This window comes from Bacillus sp. GM2 (genome assembly GCF_056155945.1).
The window spans coordinates 2011485-2031225 of sequence record NZ_JBRKSZ010000007.1 but is presented as its reverse complement, the minus strand read 5'-3'; the positions used below and the strand labels follow the sequence as shown (position 1 = coordinate 2031225).

General features: G+C 46.1%; 20 protein-coding genes. 14 read left to right on the top strand and 6 right to left on the bottom strand.

What is annotated here, in order from left to right:
* Positions 1-4: 4 nt before the first annotated feature.
* A complete protein-coding gene (locus tag ACVC9U_RS11275; RefSeq protein WP_003181342.1) occupies positions 5-382 on the bottom strand; it encodes a Rok-like winged helix domain-containing protein in 378 nt (125 codons plus the stop codon).
* Positions 383-648: 266 nt separating this feature from the next.
* Here ACVC9U_RS11275 and ACVC9U_RS11270 point away from each other — a divergent pair, with 266 nt between their 5' ends.
* The 11 genes from ACVC9U_RS11270 to lepB all read left to right on the top strand — a co-directional run bounded on the left by ACVC9U_RS11270 (position 649) and on the right by lepB (position 13527).
* Positions 649-2406: an ABC transporter ATP-binding protein gene (locus ACVC9U_RS11270; protein WP_009328581.1), complete on the top strand. Its 1758-nt coding sequence runs from the start codon at positions 649-651 to the stop codon at positions 2404-2406.
* A gap of 12 nt (positions 2407-2418) precedes the next feature.
* A complete protein-coding gene (locus ACVC9U_RS11265) occupies positions 2419-4239 on the top strand; it encodes an ABC transporter ATP-binding protein (protein ID WP_009328580.1) in 1821 nt (606 codons plus the stop codon).
* A 119-nt stretch (positions 4240-4358) separates the two neighbouring features.
* Positions 4359-5039, top strand: coding sequence for a YknW family membrane protein (gene yknW / locus ACVC9U_RS11260; protein WP_441390884.1), 681 nt, complete (start codon positions 4359-4361; stop codon positions 5037-5039).
* On the top strand, positions 5040-6176 hold the full coding sequence (locus tag ACVC9U_RS11255; RefSeq protein WP_441390882.1) for an efflux RND transporter periplasmic adaptor subunit: 1137 nt from the start codon (positions 5040-5042) through the stop codon (positions 6174-6176).
* Complete coding sequence (locus tag ACVC9U_RS11250) at positions 6173-6865, top strand: ABC transporter ATP-binding protein (protein WP_003181352.1); 693 nt, start codon at positions 6173-6175, stop codon at positions 6863-6865. The genes ACVC9U_RS11255 and ACVC9U_RS11250 overlap by 4 nt, the downstream gene beginning before the upstream one ends.
* Complete coding sequence (locus tag ACVC9U_RS11245; RefSeq protein WP_075753048.1) at positions 6862-8055, top strand: ABC transporter permease; 1194 nt, start codon at positions 6862-6864, stop codon at positions 8053-8055. The genes ACVC9U_RS11250 and ACVC9U_RS11245 overlap by 4 nt, the downstream gene beginning before the upstream one ends.
* Positions 8056-8308: 253 nt before the next feature.
* On the top strand, positions 8309-8956 hold the full coding sequence (yknW, locus tag ACVC9U_RS11240) for a YknW family membrane protein (protein ID WP_075753046.1): 648 nt from the start codon (positions 8309-8311) through the stop codon (positions 8954-8956).
* 276 nt (positions 8957-9232) lie between these two features.
* Positions 9233-9988 (top strand): DeoR/GlpR family DNA-binding transcription regulator, encoded by a 756-nt coding sequence (locus ACVC9U_RS11235; protein ID WP_020451225.1) that lies wholly within the window; start codon positions 9233-9235, stop codon positions 9986-9988.
* Positions 9985-10896, top strand: a complete 912-nt coding sequence (pfkB, locus tag ACVC9U_RS11230; protein ID WP_075753044.1) for a 1-phosphofructokinase — start codon at positions 9985-9987, stop codon at positions 10894-10896. Before ACVC9U_RS11235 ends, pfkB begins: the two co-directional genes overlap by 4 nt.
* Before the next feature lie 13 nt (positions 10897-10909).
* Positions 10910-12802 (top strand): PTS fructose transporter subunit IIABC, encoded by a 1893-nt coding sequence (locus ACVC9U_RS11225; protein WP_441390878.1) that lies wholly within the window; start codon positions 10910-10912, stop codon positions 12800-12802.
* A 164-nt stretch (positions 12803-12966) separates the two neighbouring features.
* The gene (gene lepB, locus ACVC9U_RS11220) at positions 12967-13527 is read left to right on the top strand and encodes a signal peptidase I (RefSeq protein ID WP_043928613.1); all 561 of its coding nucleotides are present in this window, start codon (positions 12967-12969) and stop codon (positions 13525-13527) included.
* 45 nt (positions 13528-13572) lie between these two features.
* On the opposite strand, the gene ACVC9U_RS11215 is transcribed toward lepB, so the two are convergent.
* Together ACVC9U_RS11215 and ACVC9U_RS11210 are read right to left on the bottom strand one after the other, a co-directional pair.
* A complete protein-coding gene (locus ACVC9U_RS11215) occupies positions 13573-13842 on the bottom strand; it encodes a hypothetical protein (protein ID WP_075753040.1) in 270 nt (89 codons plus the stop codon).
* 12 nt (positions 13843-13854) lie between these two features.
* Entirely contained in the window at positions 13855-14097 is a 243-nt protein-coding gene (locus ACVC9U_RS11210; RefSeq protein ID WP_075753038.1) for a hypothetical protein, read from the bottom strand.
* A gap of 172 nt (positions 14098-14269) precedes the next feature.
* On the opposite strand from ACVC9U_RS11210, the gene ACVC9U_RS11205 reads away from it, so the two are divergent.
* Both ACVC9U_RS11205 and ACVC9U_RS11200 read left to right on the top strand, forming a co-directional pair.
* Complete coding sequence (locus tag ACVC9U_RS11205) at positions 14270-15889, top strand: ABC-F family ATP-binding cassette domain-containing protein (protein WP_075753036.1); 1620 nt, start codon at positions 14270-14272, stop codon at positions 15887-15889.
* Positions 15890-15946: 57 nt separating this feature from the next.
* Positions 15947-16321, top strand: coding sequence for a YybH family protein (locus tag ACVC9U_RS11200; RefSeq protein ID WP_081379902.1), 375 nt, complete (start codon positions 15947-15949; stop codon positions 16319-16321).
* Positions 16322-16447: 126 nt separating this feature from the next.
* On the opposite strand, the gene ACVC9U_RS11195 is transcribed toward ACVC9U_RS11200, so the two are convergent.
* The 3 genes from ACVC9U_RS11195 to mreBH all read right to left on the bottom strand — a co-directional run bounded on the left by ACVC9U_RS11195 (position 16448) and on the right by mreBH (position 18982).
* Positions 16448-17680 carry an aminopeptidase gene (locus ACVC9U_RS11195; protein WP_075753033.1) on the bottom strand — a complete coding sequence of 411 codons (1233 nt, stop codon included), beginning with the start codon at positions 17678-17680 and terminating at the stop codon, positions 16448-16450.
* A gap of 89 nt (positions 17681-17769) precedes the next feature.
* A complete protein-coding gene (locus tag ACVC9U_RS11190; RefSeq protein WP_003181378.1) occupies positions 17770-17901 on the bottom strand; it encodes a protein YkpC in 132 nt (43 codons plus the stop codon).
* 73 nt (positions 17902-17974) lie between these two features.
* Entirely contained in the window at positions 17975-18982 is a 1008-nt protein-coding gene (gene mreBH, locus ACVC9U_RS11185) for a rod-share determining protein MreBH (RefSeq protein ID WP_003181381.1), read from the bottom strand.
* 305 nt (positions 18983-19287) lie between these two features.
* Here mreBH and ACVC9U_RS11180 point away from each other — a divergent pair, with 305 nt between their 5' ends.
* Positions 19288-19575, top strand: coding sequence for an AbrB/MazE/SpoVT family DNA-binding domain-containing protein (locus tag ACVC9U_RS11180; protein ID WP_020451235.1), 288 nt, complete (start codon positions 19288-19290; stop codon positions 19573-19575).
* Positions 19576-19741: the final 166 nt, after the last annotated feature.

Sequence of the window (19741 nt, the reverse complement as noted above, 5' to 3'; positions counted from 1 at the left end):
CCTGTCACCGACCGACGTTTTTTTTAGAACCGTTCTCTATATAAAGAAAACAGCCGCGCCGTTCTTTCGAAATGTTTGGTTCTAATTTTTGAATCAAGTCATAAAGCTCACTAATACGGTGAACGTTAAAATTGGTTCTTTCCTTCAGTTTCATTTTCAGTTCTTTTGTCGTTACAATTTCTCCTTTTTGCTGTTTAATAATGTCTACGCAATGTGCTGCATAATACTCTTTATTGGAACGTCTATGTCGCTGGATTTGTCTGTCAAGTTCTCCCAACCTTGCATAAATCCCTTCGCGTTCTTTCCGGAAGTCCTTCCAGATTTTTTGTTCCAATTCACCTAAGAGGAGAAGCCGTTTTTTTAAAGCCTCTCTTTTCGACATTGCAATCAACTCCGTCATTCATAGTTTGATAACTTTTTCTATTATTTTACATCATCTTCCTTCATTCATCAAAAAATTTCCTTTGACATCGAGAAACTATTTTTTATCGGCTGTCACATTTTAAACAGGCTTTATTTCAAACCGAAGAAGGGGGAAAACTCCATAATAAGACTGAATTTTTTAAAAACGGTGGAATTTTATTTCGTAAACCGATATATTAGATGATGTGTCCTTGTTTTACATGAATTGGAAAGGTGCTGGTGCTAATGGAGTCCCTTAAAAAACTAAAAGATTTTTATTGGCCTTATAAAAAAATGTTTTTATGGTCGATTGCGTCGATGCTTCTAATGACGGCGATTACCGTTGTTTATCCGATTATTCTGCAAATGACAATTGATGAAGTAATTCTCGGCGGAAAATACGGTTTGGTCATATGGATCAGCCTCGGGTTCATCGCTGTCATGGCGGCGAAGGGCGCAGCCACTTTTTTTCATCAGTATCTCGGAGATATGTTCGGAATTCGCTCTGTCTACCGGTTAAGAAAAGAGCTGTATGCGAAATTGCAGCGTCTGCCGTTCAAATATTACGACAGCGCTAAAACGGGAGATTTAATGTCAAGGCTTACGGCGGACGTCGAAGGCATCAGATTCTTTTTATCTTTCGGCTTTGCTGAGGCGATTCGATTTATCCTGCTTGTCACTTTCAGTCTGTCTGTCATGTTTTCTTATTCTGTGCCGCTGACTCTGGTTACGATTGCTTCTCTGCCGTTTTTAGGAGCGGCCGTCTACCGGTTTGATAAAAAAGTGCATCCCGCTTTTCGGAACATAAGAAAATCATTCGCCCGTTTAAATACGAAGGTTCAGGAAAATATCAGCGGCATGAACACCGTTAAATCTTTATCAAAAGAAGATTTTGAGATTCAAAACTTTACTCATTCAAATGACCATTTTCGAACTAAAAATTTAAACGCTTCGTTTATCATGTCGAAGTTCTTTCCGCTGATGGAGTTTATCGGCAATATCTGCCTCGTGGCTCTGCTGTCGTTCGGCGGCTGGCTCGTGATGCAGAACAGCTTAAAACCGGGTGAGCTTGTCGCTTTTTTCAGTCTCGTCAATTACTTGATGTGGCCGATCATGAACCTCGGTTATGTCATCAACCTGTTTTCACAAGCGAAAGCATCGGGAGAGCGGCTGCTGGAAATTCTTGATGCCGAGGAGGAAATCACCGATACCGAACAGGCGGTGAAAAGCGGCAGACTGAACGGCGATGTCGCATTCAGCGATGTTTCCCTTCAATATACAAAAGAAAATGCGGAAGCATTGCATGGGGTGTCTTTTCAGGCTGAGCGCGGCAAAACAATTGGGTTAATCGGCGCGACGGGGTCAGGCAAGAGCAGCATCATTCAACTGCTGAGCCGCTTTTATGAACCGACATCCGGCCGGATCACGATCGACGGCAAACCGCTTGAACACTACTCATTAAAGATGCTGCGCTCCAATATCGGCGTCGTTCCGCAGGAATCGTTTTTATTTTCCTCAACGATCAGGTCAAATATATCGTATGGAAAGCCTGATGCATCGATGGATGAGATTATCGAAAGCGCGAAAAGAGCCCAGGCTCACGATTTTATCATGGAGCTTCCGAATCAATATGATACGATGCTCGGCGAGAGGGGGCTCGGGCTGTCCGGTGGCCAAAAACAGCGGATTGCGATTGCGAGAGCGATTTGTATGAACCCGGGCATTCTCATCCTGGATGATTCGACGAGTGCCGTTGACATGGAAACGGAGCACCGCATTCAACTTGCATTGCGGGAAGTGATGCGGGATCGGACGACTTTCATCATCGCTCACAGAATCTCATCCTTAAAGCATGCCGACGAAATCCTTGTTCTCGATAAAGGCGTAGTCAAGGAAAGGGGGACACACGAACAATTAATGGAAGCAAACGGTTTATACAAACGGATTTTTGATTTGCAGTATAAAGATCAAAATGTGTTGAATGAGCCGCATTTTGCAGGATAGGAGGCTCTTGCTATGGAAAACCAGGCGAAAAAACAAACGTTGATGAACCGGTTTTTTTATACTTCAGACCAAATCATTGAAAAGCCTTTTAACTGGGCGCAGATGTGGAGGCTGCTTAAATATTTAAAGCCCTACCGAAAAAATTTGCTGCCGCTGTCGTTTTTAACGGTCATGATCTCGGCGGCGATCCGGCTGGCGGTGCCGATTTTGATCGGCGTCTATGCGCTCGACCAAGCGATCGCAGGCCGGGATATGAATCTTCTTGTGATTCTGATCTCCGTCATCAGTGGGTTGTATCTTGTCAATTATGTTAGCAATGTGCTGAGAATCCGCTGGATGAACAAGCTTGGCCAGCATGTCATATATGATCTCAGACAGCATTTGTTTACGCATGTTCAGCGGCTGTCGCACCGCTTTTTCGACGAGCGTTCGGCAGGTTCAATCCTTGTCCGGATCATGAATGACATCAATTCTTTGCAGGAACTGTTTACGAGCGGAGTCATCAATTTATTGATGGATATTTTGCTTCTTTTTGGAATTGTCGTCATTCTGTTCTCGCTCAGTCCTGAGCTGACCATCGCCATTATGGTGACGCTGCCTGTGATGTTCTTCATTTCTACTAATCTCAGAAGGAAAATCCGGCGATCCTGGCAAAAGGTGCGCTTAAAGCAGTCCAAGCTGAATTCCCATTTGAACGAAAGCATTCAAGGCATCCGGGTCACTCAGGCATTTACTCAGGAAAAAGAGAATATGATGTATTTTGAAGGCGTCAACAGTGAGAACTTTGAAGCCTGGCGGGAAGCGACGAAAAAAAATGCGACTTTCCGTCCGCTTGTAGAAATGACAAACGCTGTCGGGACGGCCATTTTAATCTGGTACGGCTCAAGCTTGATCATCAATGAAACGATCACGATCGGTGTATTTGTATCGTTCGCCTTCTATCTCGGAATGTTCTGGGAGCCGATTTCAAGGCTCGGCCAAGTCTACAACCAGCTGTTGATGGGGATGGCTTCGTCAGAGCGGATCTTTGAATTTCTGGATGAAAAGCCGAGCGTTGCAGACAAGGAAGATGCGGTCAAAATAAAAGAATTAAAAGGCCGGATCGAATTTGAACAGGTGGAATTTTCTTATGACGGGAACCGCAAGGCGCTGCACAGCATTTCATTTGAGATACCTGCGGGATCATCGCTTGCGCTTGTCGGACATACAGGATCAGGGAAGACGACGATCGCAAATCTGATCAGCAGGTTTTACGATGCAACAGGCGGGGCTGTCAAAGTGGACGGTATACCGATTACCGATATCTCGCTTTCCGATCTTCGTTCGCAAATCAGCATCGTGCTGCAGGACACGTTTATTTTTTCCGGAACGATTATGGAAAATATTCGTTTTGGCCGTCCGAACGCCGCCGATGAAGAAGTGATCGAAGCAGCAAAAGCTGTCGGAGCCGATTCGTTTATTTCAGCGCTTCCGAATGGATACGCCACAGAAGTGGAAGAACGCGGCAATGTATTATCGGCAGGTGAGCGGCAGCTCATTTCATTTGCGAGGGCGCTTCTGGCAGATCCTCGTATTCTAATCCTTGATGAAGCAACCGCAAGCATTGACACAGAAACGGAAGTCAAAATCCAGGCTGCCTTGAAAACACTGCTCCATGGCAGAACGGCTATTATGATCGCTCACAGGCTTTCAACGATAAGGGATGCGGATAAAATCCTGGTTCTTGACCACGGCCGGAAAATAGAAGAAGGAAATCACCAGGAATTGATCGGGAAACGTGGAATGTATTATGAGCTGGTAAAAGCGCAGTATCAAATGTTTCAGCGAAACTAAAACCGTCCGCGGCCGCACCTTCTAAGAATGCGGCCGGGGCGTTTTTTTGAGAACAGTTGTGAAACATTTTAGGACATTCTGCGTATAAACTGGTAATTCATTTTTTAAGGGGGATACATATGGAAACGAATTTAGAAACTGAAAAAGTAAGGAATCCATCATTGCTCGGATTGATTACCCGGCCCGGAGAACAGTTCGAGAGAATGAGAGAAAAGCCGGCTTTCTGGTTTCCGCTTGTCATTGTTTTAATCTTGTCGGTTGCGGGAGCGTATATGCTCAGCGAAAAAACGGCGTTGTCTACCGATTTGTCGGAAATGCCGGATGCTGAAGCATTTCAAGCTGCTATGAAGGGAATCGGCATCATCGGCGGGATCTTCGGCTTTGTGATTGCCTTGCTGATCAGCGCTTTAATTTATTGGCTGATTGTCAAAATCGGAAGAGGAACAACCAATTTTGTTCACATGTTTTCGCTGTCTGTTTTTACATATTTTATTGCGGCTATCGGACAATTCATAGGCGGACTAGTGATCTATTATTCAAATATCGATCCCACGATCGTCGTCACGTCTTTAAACGGCATCATCCCGGCAGACGAGCCGCTCAAATCGGTATTGGGTGTATTTGATATTTTCACGATCTGGTCGCTCTCATTGGTTGCCCTGGGTCTCCAAAAGGTTGGGGGCATCTCCAAAAAAGCGGCTTGGACCGGTGTGATCATTTTATTTGTGATCTCCATTCTGCTCGCTTTAATAGGCGGTATGGCGATCAATTTCTTCGATTCATTTGAAGGAGCAATGTAAATGAAAAAAATATGGATCGGCATCGTCATTGTTGGGGCTGCTGCGCTTTTTATCGGACTCAACCTCTACCGCTCGGTTCAAACGAGCGGAGGGGCTGAAGAAGCGGTTCAAACCGTGAAATTGGAAGAAAAAGAGATTTCTTCTGAAGTCATGGTTCCGGGGACCCTTCAGTTTGCAAACGAACAATACGAATATTTTGAACCTGAAAAAGGAGAAATTGCCGACATCAAAGTAAAAGAAGGCGATAAGGTGAAAAAAGGAGATGTGCTTTTCACCTATACAAATGAAGAAATTCGCCTGGAAAAGGAGCAAAACGCTTTATCCATTCAATCGAAGGATCTCCAGCTTGAACAGGTTAAGCGAAAAATCAGCAGCCTAAAAAGCAAGGAAGACGAGCTGAAGGCTGAGCTCGGAGCGGAAAAAGCCAAGAGGCAAATTGATGAAGAACGGTCACAGCTTGAAATGGAAGAAAAATCGCTCCAGCTTGAACTGAAACAAGCCGACCTGCAAAAGGAAACGCTCGAGAAGAAATCGGCAGCGCTGCAAGTGAAAAGCGGCATTGACGGGACGGTTATTACCGTTGACAAACAAGCCGCTGCAAAGCAATCGGATATTCAAAAGCCGGTTATACATATAGGTAACAAGGACAAGCTTGTCGTTAAAGGCGTGCTCTCAGAGTATGACACATTGAAAGTGAAAAAGGGACAGAACGTGACCATCACGTCGGATGTCATCCAAAATAAAGAGTGGCGTGGAAGGGTATCACAAGTCGGATTGGTTCCCAAAGAAGAGGCGTCTGCAGGTGCTGCGGGAACAAAGGAGCAAGCTGTTCAATATCCGTTTGAAGTCAAAATAAAAGGGGAGCGTCCTAAAGCAAAGTCCGGCTTTAACATGATTCTCAAAATCCAGACGGACAAAAGAATCGTTCAGGCTCTTCCTGAAGATGCCGTCAAGCAGGATGGTGATCAATCATACGTGTTTGCCGTAAGAGACGGCAAGGCAAAACGGATCAATGTCAAAACCGGTGAGAAAGCAGACGGCCTCGTTGAAATTACCGGCGGTCTGACAAACAAGGACCCGGTTATCGCAAACCCGGCCGAGGATATGAAAAGCGGAACGGAAGTGAAGCTTCAATGATTGAGCTTTCCAAAGTGAAAAAAAGCTACCAAATCGGAGGAGAAACCATTGATGTTCTCAGGGAGATCGATATGAAAATCGAGCCGGGAGAATATCTGTCCATCATGGGGCCGTCCGGTTCGGGAAAATCGACGATCATGAACATTATCGGCTGCCTTGACCGCCCGACATCGGGTATTTACAGGCTGGACGGCGAGGATATTTCATCATACGGCGAAAGGGAGCTTGCCGGTGTCAGAAACCGTTTAATCGGTTTTGTTTTTCAGCAGTTTCAGCTTCTGCCGCGCTTGAATGCCATAAAAAATGTGGAGCTTCCGATGATTTACGGCGGCGTTCCAAGAAAGGAGCGGCGGGAGCGGGCTGAACGGGCGCTCGAAAAAGTCGGGCTCAAGGACAGAATGCGCCATATGCCGAACGAGCTTTCCGGCGGGCAAAAACAGCGTGTAGCCATCGCTAGAGCGATCGTCAATGAACCTAAACTGATATTGGCTGATGAACCGACCGGAGCGCTCGATACGAAAACAAGCCGGGACATCATGGAGCAATTCACCGAATTGAATGAGGAAGGAACGACGGTGGTGCTCGTCACCCACGAACCTGAAATTGCGGACTATACAAGCCGGACCATCATGGTGAGGGACGGTGTGATCGTCTCGCCGGAAACAGAGCGGAGGGGGACGGTGCAATGAATCTCATCGAAAACTTGAGAATGGCTTTAAGTTCCATCCTTTCCCATAAACTGCGATCGATTTTAACAATGCTTGGAATCATTATTGGTGTAGGCTCCGTTATTGTCGTTGTTGCAGCGGGGCAAGGAGGAGAGCAGATGCTCAAGCAGACGATCAGCGGACCCGGCAACACGGTCGAAATCTATTATCAGCCCAGCAATGAAGAATTAACGGCCAATCCCAACGCCTATTTAGACGCCGGCTTCACCGAAGAAGACATCAGAGGTTTAAAGTCACTCGAAGGCGTGAAGCATGTCGTTGCAAAAACTACCGAGTCTATGAATGTCCGCTTCCGGGATGAAAAAACGGATGCCGCTGTAAACGGCATTAATGACGGATATATCAGCATCAACTCGATGGAAGTCGAAAAGGGAAGAGAGTTTTCAGAAGAGGATTACAATGCCGGAAGCAGGGTCGCCGTCGTCTCGCAAAAACTTGCGGAAGAACTTTTTTCTCAGCAGTCGCCTCTCGGCCGCGTCGTATGGATAAATGGCCAGCCCGTTGAAATCATCGGCGTATTAAAAGAAGAAACCGGGCTGCTTGCGTTGGGGATGAATGAGATGTATGTTCCGTTTTCAATGTTAAAATCGTCCTTCGGCATCAGCGACTATGACTCTGTCTCCGTTCAAGCTGAATCTGCAGACCATCTGCAAGCCGTCGGAAAGCAGGCTGCCGCGGCTGTCAACAACAATCACGGCACTACGGACTCGTACGAAGTGATGAACATGGAGGCCATAGCGGCCGGAATCAGCCAGATTACAACAATTATGACGATGTTCATCGGCTCAATTGCAGGCATTTCTTTACTCGTTGGCGGGATCGGTGTCATGAATATTATGCTGGTGTCGGTCACGGAACGGACGAGGGAAATCGGGATTCGAAAATCGCTTGGTGCAACAAGAGGCCAGATTTTGATGCAATTTTTAATAGAATCGTCTTTGATCACGCTGATTGGCGGGGTGTTTGGCATCGGCCTCGGATACGGCGGAGCAGCCCTTGTATCGTTTTTTGCCGGTTGGCCGCCGCTCGTTTCCTGGCAGGTGGTCCTCGGAGGCGTCCTGTTCAGCATGGCGATCGGGGTTATCTTTGGCCTCATCCCGGCCAATAAAGCGGCCCGCCTTCATCCGATTGATGCATTGAGGTATGAGTAAAGCGGCATATAGCCCGTCTGCCGATAGTCGTCACTTTGAAACACCCGCTCCTACTCGTGAGCACCGACTTAGCAGGCCTGACAACAAATGCGAGAGTTTGTCGACACGCTGAAACCGCCTTTAGAGGCGGTTTTTTTGTATGCGAAAATTAAACTGAATTTAAAAATACTTTTCTTACATTAATGATAGACTTAAAAGTGCTGTGAAATTGATCATTATTTTATGAAAGAGGTATTACAGGAGGAATTTTAGAGTGGAAGCCAATATAGAAACAGCAACTCAAGTAAAAAAACCATCACTGTTCGGTATCATCACGAGCCCTGTCCGTCAGTTTGAAAGAATGAGAGAAAGGCCCGCAATTTGGCTGCCGATGATCATCGTGCTGGCGTTATCCGCCTTTTCCGTTTATCTTGTTTGTTGGGAACTAAGTGAGTTTCTTGGTTTGGATATAGATCCTGGACTAGAGGCTGCCCGTAATGTTTTTCAGTCTGTCATATTCTTCGTGCTCAGCGCTTTAGTATTGTGGCTGATTGCTAAAATAGGCGGCGGAAACACCAATTTTGCCTGCATGGTGTCTCTGTCTGTCTTTGCCACATTTGTACCTGTTATCAGAGACGTCATTATCGGTTTGGTGTATTATGCTTCGAATTCTGAGATCGCGTTTTCGTTCTCATCGCTTGATGGATATATTCCGGCCGAGGAGCCTCTTCTGAGCGTCCTGGAGATGTTTGATGTTTTTACAATCTGGGCGTATGTGCTGGCGGCGGTAGGACTGCAAAAAGCAGCGGGCGCTTCAAAACGGGCGGCGTGGATCGGCGTTTCCGTCATATTTATTATGATGCTGATGTTGTCTTATTTATTAGGCTTATGGCAAGTATTTTTAGAACGTTCATTAGGCTGATGCATTATTGTAAAACCTCATGCGGCGAGCATGAGGTTTTTATCGTTGTGATCTGAATGATGTTTGAAGGAATAGATAATAATAATGTCACATATTTTTGCGGATTTTTATAGTTTTTACAGTTTACAAACGGTACATATCACGATAACATGTTAAAATGTGAAAGATTTTGATGGTTATTGAATGAATTTGAAAGATTTTTGTTGAGTTATGTCGAAAAAGCGTTTACAATGAAATTGTAAGCTTAATGAAGGCGTTTCCAAAAGGGGTGATAATGTGTTGACTCCCGAACGGCATCAGCTGATTATTGACGAGATTGAAAAGCATGATGTCGTGAAAATCCAGTACTTAATGAATTTAACGAACGCATCTGAGTCAACGATCAGAAGAGATTTGTCGACGCTGGAAGCCCGCGGATATTTAAAGCGTGTTCATGGAGGGGCATCAAGGCTTTCCGATATTCGTACGGAGCCTGACATGCTAGAGAAATCATCCAAAAACCTTCATGAAAAGCGAAAAATCGCTCAAGAAGCGGCCTCACTTCTTGAAGAAGGCGATTGTATTTACCTTGATGCCGGAACGACCACATTGCAAATGATCGATTTTATCGATCCGGAGATGGATATTATCGTGGTCACAAATGGAGTCATGCACATTGAGGCATTAGGTAAAAAAGGTATTACTTTTTATTTATTAGGCGGGTATGTGAAGTATAAAACCGGAGCGATCGTAGGCGGTTCGGCTTTATCAGCCATCAGCCAATACCGGTTTGACAAAAGCTTCATCGGCGTCAACGGCATTCATAAAGAAGCGGGGTTTACGACTCCGGATCCTGAAGAAGCGCTTTTGAAAACAAAAGCTGTCAACCAGGCGAAAAAAGCATTTATTTTAGCTGACGTTTCCAAGTTTGGGGAAATTTCATTTTCTGCCTTTGCCGGTTTAGACGAAGCAACTATCATTACAGCAGGATCTGCAAAACATTCATTTGATAACTATCAAGAAAAAACTGTCGTAAAGGTAGTGAAAACATGATATACACTGTAACTCTCAACCCATCGGTCGACTATATTGTTCACGTTGAAGAATTTTCCGTAGGCGGGCTGAATCGTTCAGTCTATGACACGAAATATCCCGGAGGCAAAGGAATCAATGTCTCGCGCGTACTGAACAGACACCATGTACCTTCTAAAGTTCTCGGTTTTATCGGCGGTTTTACCGGGGGATATATCAAATCATTTCTCGAAGAAGAGAAGCTTGAAACGGCTTTTCATGAGGTGAATGGCGACACGCGCATCAATGTCAAATTGAAGACCGGGGATGAGACGGAAATCAACGGGCAGGGGCCGGTCATCAGCGAAGAAGATTTCGCGGCCTTTTTAGACCAGTTTTCAGCGATGAAAGAAGGGGACATTGTTGTACTAGCGGGCAGCATTCCTTCATCATTGCCGCAGGACACATATGAAAAGATTGCGGAAAAATGCAAAGAGCAAAATGTCCGGGTTGTCGTTGATATTTCGGGTGAGGCGCTTTTAAAAGCAGCAGAAATGAAGCCGCTTTTAATGAAACCGAACCATCACGAGCTCGGTGAAATGTTTGGGACAACCATCACTTCAGCGGAAGAAGCGGTGCCTTACGGTAAGAAACTCGTTGAACGCGGGGCCGAAAACGCGATCGTTTCCATGGCTGGGGAAGGCGCACTTTTATTTACAAAAGACGGCGTCTACCATGCCAACGTACCTAAAGGAAAGCTCGTGAACTCAGTCGGCGCAGGAGACTCAGTGGTTGCAGGCTTTCTCGCAGGCATTGAAAAACAGCTCGACATCAAAGAAGCTTTTCGCTTAGGTGTCGCGTCAGGAAGCGCAACCGCCTTTTCAGAGGAGCTGGGAACGGAAGAGCTCGTTCACAAGCTGCTTCCGGAAGTTCAAGTCAAAGCGATTTAAAGGAGGAAAGGTTATGAAAATAACTGAGCTACTAACAAAGCATACGATCAAGTTAAACCTTGAGAGCAGCCAGAAAGAAAACGTTATCGAAGAACTCGTCAGCGTTTTGGATCAGGCTGGCAAGTTGAATGATAAAGAAGGCTACAAAGAAGCTGTGATCAACCGCGAGAAACAAAGTTCCACCGGTATCGGCGAAGGCATCGCCATCCCGCATGCGAAAACGGCAAGCGTTAAAGAGCCTGCGATCGCGTTCGGCCGTTCAAAAGGCGGCGTCGATTATGAATCCCTTGACGGCCAGCCAAGCCATCTTGTTTTCATGATCGCCGCTACAGACGGCGCGAATAATACTCACTTGGAAGCATTGTCAAGACTGTCGACTTTGCTAATGAGGGAAGAGATTCGCAAACAGCTGCTTGAAGCTTCATCCGAAGACGAAATCATCGACATCATCAACCAGCATGATAAAGATGATGATGAAGAAGAACAGGCAGAAGAAGCGCCTGCACCATCAGCAAAAGGAAAAATCCTTGCGGTTACAGCATGTCCGACAGGGATTGCCCACACGTTCATGGCTGCCGATGCTTTGAAGGAAAAAGCGAAAGAGCTCGGCGTTGATATCAAAGTTGAAACGAACGGTTCAAGCGGTATTAAAAATGGTCTGACAGCGCAGGAAATCGAAGATGCGGTTGCGATCATCGTCGCCGCAGACAAGCAGGTTGAAATGGATCGCTTTCAAGGCAAGCATGTCATTGAAGTACCTGTAACAGCAGGAATCAGACGTCCGAAAGAGCTGATTGAGCAGGCGCTGAAACAAGACGCGCCTATCTATCAAGGAAAAGGCGGCGGTGCATCCGCTTCTGAAGACGGAGCTGCCAAAGGAAAAGGCGGCGGTTTCTACAAACACTTGATGAGCGGTGTCAGCAACATGCTGCCATTCGTCGTCGGGGGCGGGATCTTAGTTGCGGTTTCGTTCTTCTGGGGAATAAACGCGACCAAGCCGGGAGATCCGACTTATAATGAGTTCGCTGCTGTATTAAATAATATTGGCGGAACGAATGCACTTGGATTAATTGTCGCTGTATTGGCCGGATTTATCGCGATGAGCATTGCAGATCGTCCTGGATTTGCGCCTGGTATGGTCGGCGGTTTCATGGCGACACAAGCTGGCGCCGGGTTCTTAGGCGGCCTGATTGCCGGTTTCTTAGCTGGTTATATTGTTGTCCTGTTGAAAAAAGTGTTCGCTGGTCTGCCGCAAGTGCTTGACGGATTAAAACCTGTCCTTCTTTATCCGCTGTTTGGAATATTCTTGACCGGAGTCATCATGCATTATGTTGTCAATACGCCTGTCAAGTTCATTATGGATGGCATGACACATTGGCTTGAAGGTCTTGGAACAGGAAACCTTGTTGTAATGGGTATTGTTTTAGGCGGTATGATGGCGATTGATATGGGCGGTCCGATCAACAAAGCGGCCTTTACATTCGGTATCGCGATGATTGAAGCTGGGAACTTTGGACCTCACGCAGCGATCATGGCAGGCGGTATGGTGCCTCCGCTTGGAATTGCTCTTGCAACGACTTTCTTTAAAAATAAATTCTCAAAACGGGATCGCGAAGCCGGAATTACCAACTACGTGATGGGCTTGTCATTTATTACTGAAGGTGCGATTCCTTTTGCGGCAGCAGATCCGGCGCGCGTCATTCCTGCTTGTATGATCGGATCCGCAGTTGCCGGCGGTTTGTCTCAATTTTTCCATGTCACACTGCAAGCGCCGCATGGCGGAATATTCGTTCTCTTCTTTACGACGAACCATGCGCTGCTGTATCTCCTCAGTATCTTGATCGGTGCGGTTGTGACGGCTCTCATTCTCGGCTTCTTGAAAAAGCCGGTTCCAACTGAAAAATAAGTGCTGAAAGTGCCACAGTATTCCCTCTCGTGGCACTTTCTTTTTTACCGTTTTTGCCGGAAGTGAACGCGGGGATTATGTATTCGGCAGGAACTTGTGATAAAGTATAGGAAAGCTTTATTTTGCATGTATGCTGTGACAGACTGTTTTTAGGAGGAAGCGTTTTGACTGAAGAAAAATCCACCAAAAATAAAAACTCTCTCTTTGAATGGGTAAAAGCCATTATTATCGCAGTCGTTCTGGCGTTATTGATCAGGGCATTTTTATTCGAACCGTATTTAGTCGAAGGTACATCGATGGATCCGACGCTGCACGACGGAGAGCGGCTGTTCGTCTATAAAACGGTTAAATACGTAGGCGAATTTAAGCGGGGAGATATCGTCATTATCGACGGCGATGAAAAAAATGTCCATTATGTAAAGCGCTTGATCGGCCTGCCGGGAGATACCGTGCAAATGAAAGATGACACGCTGTACATAAACGGGAAAAAGGTGTCTGAGCCGTATCTTTCGGAAAACAGAAAAGAGGCGGAAGCAGTCGGCGTCAAGCTGACGGGCGACTTTGGCCCTGTGAAGGTTCCGGAAGGCAAGTATTTCGTGATGGGAGACAATCGCCAGAGATCGATGGACAGCCGGAACGGACTCGGACTGATCGATAAAAAACGAGTGGCCGGGACTTCACAATTTGTGTTTTTCCCGTTCAACGAAATCCGAAAAACAGACTGAAAAATGCCTGATGTCCATTTGGACAATCAGGCATTTTTGCTTGATTTATGCGGATAGTGATGCCAGCACTGCAATAAACAGTACGGTAACGAACACAGAGGCCATAATCAGAAGAACGCTGTACAAGATTCTGATTTCCGCGGCTTCTTTTCCCCGTTTTGACAGCATTCGTTTCGCCGCGATATGAACGAACACATAAATCATGGCAATCCCGATGTAAAGACCCACATCCCGTGCTGTAAAGCCGGTTATGGCAAGATAAACCCCTGCGAAAAAAATAAACATGCAGTATTCCGTCAAAGTGATGAGCTTCATGTCTTCCTCCGTCTAACGATCCGAGTTTTCTTCAAATATCACCTTTTTATAATATATCTTTTGCAGCCATCCCACAAGGAGGCCGAAGCCGATCAGCAGACAGGAAAATATAAAAAAGTCAGAGGTCCACATATCAAACCCTTTGAAAAGCCCGATAGACATCGTAGAAATCACCATGGCCACTGACACGAAAAGCGCTTGGCGCGGCCTCGAATTGATCCACCTGATGATATCAGGGTCATCTTTTAATTTCATTATTCCTTCCCCCATTCTTCAATAATTGTAACATATTGTCACCAAGAAAGTGTGAACTAGAGTTTTTTTGATATATTTTTCTTTAAAACTTTATCGTAAAAAAGCAAAGCATTTCTCTTGCGGAATTTTCGTGTTATACTCTTTTTAATGAAGTATAGATGGAGGATTTTAAATGATAGCTGTTCAAAATGTCAGCTTGCGGTTTGCGGACCGGAAGCTGTTTGAAGATGTAAATATTAAGTTTACGCCGGGTAACTGCTACGGATTGATCGGAGCAAACGGCGCCGGAAAGTCCACTTTTTTGAAAATATTATCAGGCGAAATCGAGCCTCAGACGGGCGAGGTTCATATGAGCCCGGGCGAACGCCTTGCCGTCCTGAAGCAGAACCACTTTGAGTATGAAGAGCATGAAGTGCTGAAAGTCGTGATCATGGGGCATAAACGCCTTTATGAAGTCATGCAGGAAAAAGACGCGATTTACATGAAACCCGATTTTTCAGATGAAGACGGAATCCGCGCCGCAGAACTTGAGGGCGAATTCGCCGAGCTGAACGGCTGGGAAGCCGAAGGGGAAGCGGCGATTTTGTTAAAAGGCCTCGGCATTCCTGAAGAGCTCCATACGAAGAAAATGGCCGATCTGGGCGGTTCCGAAAAGGTGAAGGTTCTCCTTGCGCAGGCCCTGTTCGGAAAACCTGACGTCCTTCTTCTCGATGAGCCGACCAACCACTTGGATATTCAGGCGATCCAGTGGCTTGAAGAGTTTTTAATCAATTTTGAGAATACGGTTATCGTCGTATCGCATGACCGCCACTTTTTAAATAAAGTATGTACGCATATTGCCGACCTGGATTTTAACAAAATTCAAATTTATGTCGGAAACTATGATTTCTGGTATGAATCAAGCCAGCTTGCGCTTAAAATGGCCCAGGAAGCCAATAAGAAAAAAGAAGAGCAGATCAAACAGCTCCAGGAGTTCGTCGCCAGATTCAGCGCCAACGCCTCCAAATCGAAGCAGGCGACATCGAGAAAAAAACTGCTTGAAAAAATTACGCTTGACGATATTAAGCCGTCATCGCGCAAGTATCCGTACGTGCATTTCGCGCCTGAACGCGAAATTGGAAACGATGTGCTTGTCGTCAAAGATCTGTCGAAAACGATTGACGGTGTCAAGGTGCTTGACTCGGTCAGCTTTATGATGAATAAAGAGGATAAAATCGCCTTTACAGGCCGGAATGAGCTTGCTGCTTCAACGCTCTTTAAAATCCTTGCCGGGGAAATGGAGCCTGAAAGCGGATCGTTTAAATGGGGCGTCACAACATCACAGGCGTTTTTCCCGAAAGACAACAGCGAGTATTTTGAGAACAGCGATTTAAACCTTGTCGACTGGCTCCGCCAATTTTCGCCGCATGACCAAAGCGAAAGCTTCCTGCGCGGCTTTTTGGGCCGGATGCTGTTCTCTGGGGAAGAAGTGCTGAAAAAAGCAAGCGTTTTGTCAGGGGGAGAGAAAGTCCGCTGCATGCTGTCCAAAATGATGCTGTCCGGCGCCAATGTGCTGATGCTTGATGAGCCGACAAACCATTTGGATCTCGAATCCATTACAGCGCTGAATAACGGTTTAATCAGCTTTAAAGGCGCTATGCTGTTTACATCTCATGACCATCAGTTTGTCCAAACAATCGCCAACCGCATCATCGAAATCACGCCAAACGGAATCGTCGATAAACAGATGAGCTATGACGAATTTTTGGAAGACAAAGCGGTTCAGGACAAGCTTGCTGAACTTTACGCGTAATGATAGAAAACCCGCCTTAAAAAGCGGGTTTTTTTATAAAAAAGGGAGATGGTTGCCGTGTCATGCCGAAAGGCTTTTGAGCAATATATTCAAGCAACAAACACACATGAGTTTGGGAATGTCAAAAAGCTCCTTCATCCCGACGCTGTGTACTGGTTCTCGGATCAAACGTGCTCGGGCGTTGAGGAAATTCAGCGTTATTTTGAAAACGCCTGGAAGCAAATCGAAAATGAAGTATACAGCGCCAGTCATATCAGTTGGATTACGGAAACGGACGAACAGGCCGTCTGTCTTTATACATACGAATGGACAGGGTTTTATAGGGGCGAACCGGTTCAAGGGGCAGGCCGTGCGACAAACGTATTTGTAAAGGACGAGTCAGGAAGCTGGAAGCTGAAGCATGAACATTTAAGCAGTTTGCCTAAATCATGAGGAGGCGGGGCATTGGACGGCTTTATAGCTCCATCTATGTACGGAACTTAGGAAGGATGGCAGAGCATGCGGACACAATATAAAAGGACCTCAGAAAACTTCTGAGGTCCTTTTGTGCGGAATGCTTTAGATCGCCCAGTTGCCGTTTCTGAAAATCGGCTCTCTTTTTCCATCTGCTGTGATTCCGTCTATATTCATTTCTCCTGAACCGATCATGAAGTCAACATGTGTGATGCTTTCGTTTAATCCTTCTTTCGCCAGCTCCTCGCGCGACATCTGCTTTCCGCCTTCGATGTTGAATGCGTACGCACTGCCGATCGCGAGGTGGTTTGATGCGTTTTCATCAAACAGCGTGTTGTAAAACAGAATATTGGACTTGGAAATCGGCGAATCGTGGGCAACGAGCGCAATTTCGCCTAAGTAGTGTGAACCCTCATCCGTTTCGATCAGCTCTTTTAAAATCTCTTCACCTTGTTCAGCTTTGACATCGGTGATCCGTCCGTTTTCAAATGTCAGCTGAAAGCCGTCGATCAGATTGCCGCCGTAGCTTAACGGCTTCGTGCTTGAAACAGTGCCGTTTACTCCGTCTTTTTTCGGAGCGGTGAATACTTCTTCTGTCGGCATATTGGCCATGAACTCGATGCCGTTTTCGTTTGTGCTTCCGGCGCCGACCCACAGGTGCTTCTCAGGAAGCTCGATCGTCAAATCTGTTCCTTTTGCTTGGTAATGAAGGGCTTGGTAATGCTTGTCGTTTAAGACGCTTACTTTATCGCGCAAAGTTTGATCGTGGTCTTTCCACGCCTGGACAGGATCTTCACGGTCGACGCGGGTCGTTTTGAAGATCTCATTCCACAGCTTTTGCACCGCTGTCTCTTCATCTGCGTCAGGGAAAACTTTTTTTGCCCAGGCCGGTGAAGGTGCTGCGACGACAGTCCAGCTGACTTTATCCGATTGAATCATTTGCCTGTATGTATGCATCGCCTTACCGGCGGCTTTTTGCTGGGCCGCGATTTTTTTGGAATCGATGCCTTTCAAAAGATCAGGGCTTGAAGAGACAATGGAAATAAAAGCGGCGCCTTCCTTGGCGAGCGTCTCCAGACCTTTCGCTTCCCACTCAGGGAATTCTTCAAAGGCTTCCGCTGGGGCCAGCTCATATTTCAGCCTTGTCACCTCATCATCCTGCCAGCGGACCGTCACGTTTTTTGCCCCTCTTTGATAGGCGCTTTTGACGAGGAGCCGTGCAAAATCGCGTACTTCTGTTGATGCGTTGATGACGACTTTCTGTCCTTTTTGAACGTTTACACCGACTTCGGCTACAAGCTTCGCATATTTGCTCAGTTTATCAGTAAACGAATTCATTGGCAAAACCTCCTTTATTGTCCATAACATCATATCAAATATTTGATTGAAAAGAAAAAAAGACGCAGCCCGGTAAGGCTGCATCTTTTTTAACGGTTGATTTTGGCCGTTTGGCCGGGGGGCGAGCTTGGCATGTTTGCAAGGGAGATGCTCATCCCCCCGAGAATAATACCGCTTAAAATAACGGTGATGGCCAGGCGTCTTCCCATATCTCTAAGCATGTTCTTCCTCCTTATCGTTTCTCCATTCCTCACGATATGAAAGAAGCAGGGAAAAAAGACGCAAAAACAAAAATTATTTAGCCGCTTTTTGCAATTTATCGATCACTTCAAGAGAGCGGCCCGTTCCGATGGCGACAGACTCGAGCGGATTTGCAGCCACATGCACGGGCACAACGATTTCCTGTGACAGCCATTCTTTGATGCCGTTCAATAGCGCGCCTCCGCCGGTTAAAATCACGCCCCGGTCGACAATGTCTCCGCTCAGCTCGGGAGGACAGTCTTCAAGCGTCGCTCTGATGGCTTCGATAATATGAAGGAGCGATTCGCGCATCGCCTTCTGAATCTCTTTTGATTCCAGGGTAATCGTTTTCGGCAGGCCTGTGACAAGGTCGCGCCCTCTGACTTCCATCGTTTTCGTCTCATGGTCAATCAATGCGTAGCCGATCTCGATCTTGACTTCTTCGGCCGTCCGTTCACCGATCAGCAGGTTGTATTTTTTTCTGACGAATGACACGATGTCTTCATCAAGCTGATCGCCGCCGATCCGGATCGAGTGGCATGAGACTACGCCTCCGAATGAAATGATCGCCACTTCTGTCGTGCCGCCACCGATATCGACGACAACGTTTGCGACAGGTTCATCGACAGGCAGATCTGCGCCGATGGCGGCAGCGACAGGCTCCTCTATCAAATGAACTTGCTTGGCTCCGCAGTTTTTGACAGCATCGCTGATCGCGCGCCTTTCAACCGCGGTTGAACCGGACGGCGTGCAGACGACGACGCTCGGCTTTCTGAACGTAAAGCCGATGTTCTTTCCGGCTTTTTTCATAATCTGCTTCAAGAGGTCTGTCGTCATGTCATAATCAGCGATGACTCCGTCTTTCATCGGCCTGACCGCGACGATTTTTCCCGGCGTCTTTCCGATCATGTTTTTGGCTTCTGTGCCGACCGCCAATACGCTCTTTGTTTCCGTATCCACGGCGACAACGGAAGGCTCATTTAAAATGATTCCTTTGTTTTTGCTGTAAACCAATATGTTAGCTGTGCCTAGATCAATTCCGATCTCGGTTGTTTGAAACATGTTTTCACCCAATCTCTATTTAAAATTTTTCCGAAAAACGAAATTTTCTTCGTGCTGAAAAAATGAATTTCATTTAAATTTTCTCAAATGATCGGCGGTTTTTGGGGGTTTGTGACGAGTTTGAAACCAATCTGTAAAATGCTGTCCTCATATTGACATGATGAGAAATTATTTCATTTTTATGACCGAATTTTTGTCAAAGAAACGTTCAATAAGGGAAACCTTTTTCAGTCTTCGTTCGTCTATCGTTATGCTAAGACAATATCTTAGAAAAATAGAAACAAAAGAGGAAGTAGGCGAAAGTTTTGAAAGCAATTGGAGTTGTGAGAAAAGTAGACGAACTCGGCCGAATCGTGATGCCGATTGAATTGAGAAGAGCTTTGGATATTTCGATCAAGGACAGCATCGAATTCTTTGTCGACCAAGATAAAATTGTCCTGAAAAAATATAAACCGCACGGTGTGTGCCTGATGACCGGTGAAATCACTTCTGAAAACCGCGAGTATGGAAACGGGAAAATTACGCTGAGTCCTGAGGGGGCTGAATTGCTTTTGGAAGAAATTAAAGCCGCCTTAAACGAAGTGAAAGCATAAGATTTGAAGCCCTTTATCAGAAGGGCTTTTTCTTGCACCGGCAGAAGATAAAACCGCCGTCACTGAAAAATTCAGCCATAGAGACGATAAATACTTCGAACAATCCTCTCAAATGTGGTGTAAAGAATGTTACAATTGACTGAGAAATACAAGTGGCAGGTGGGGG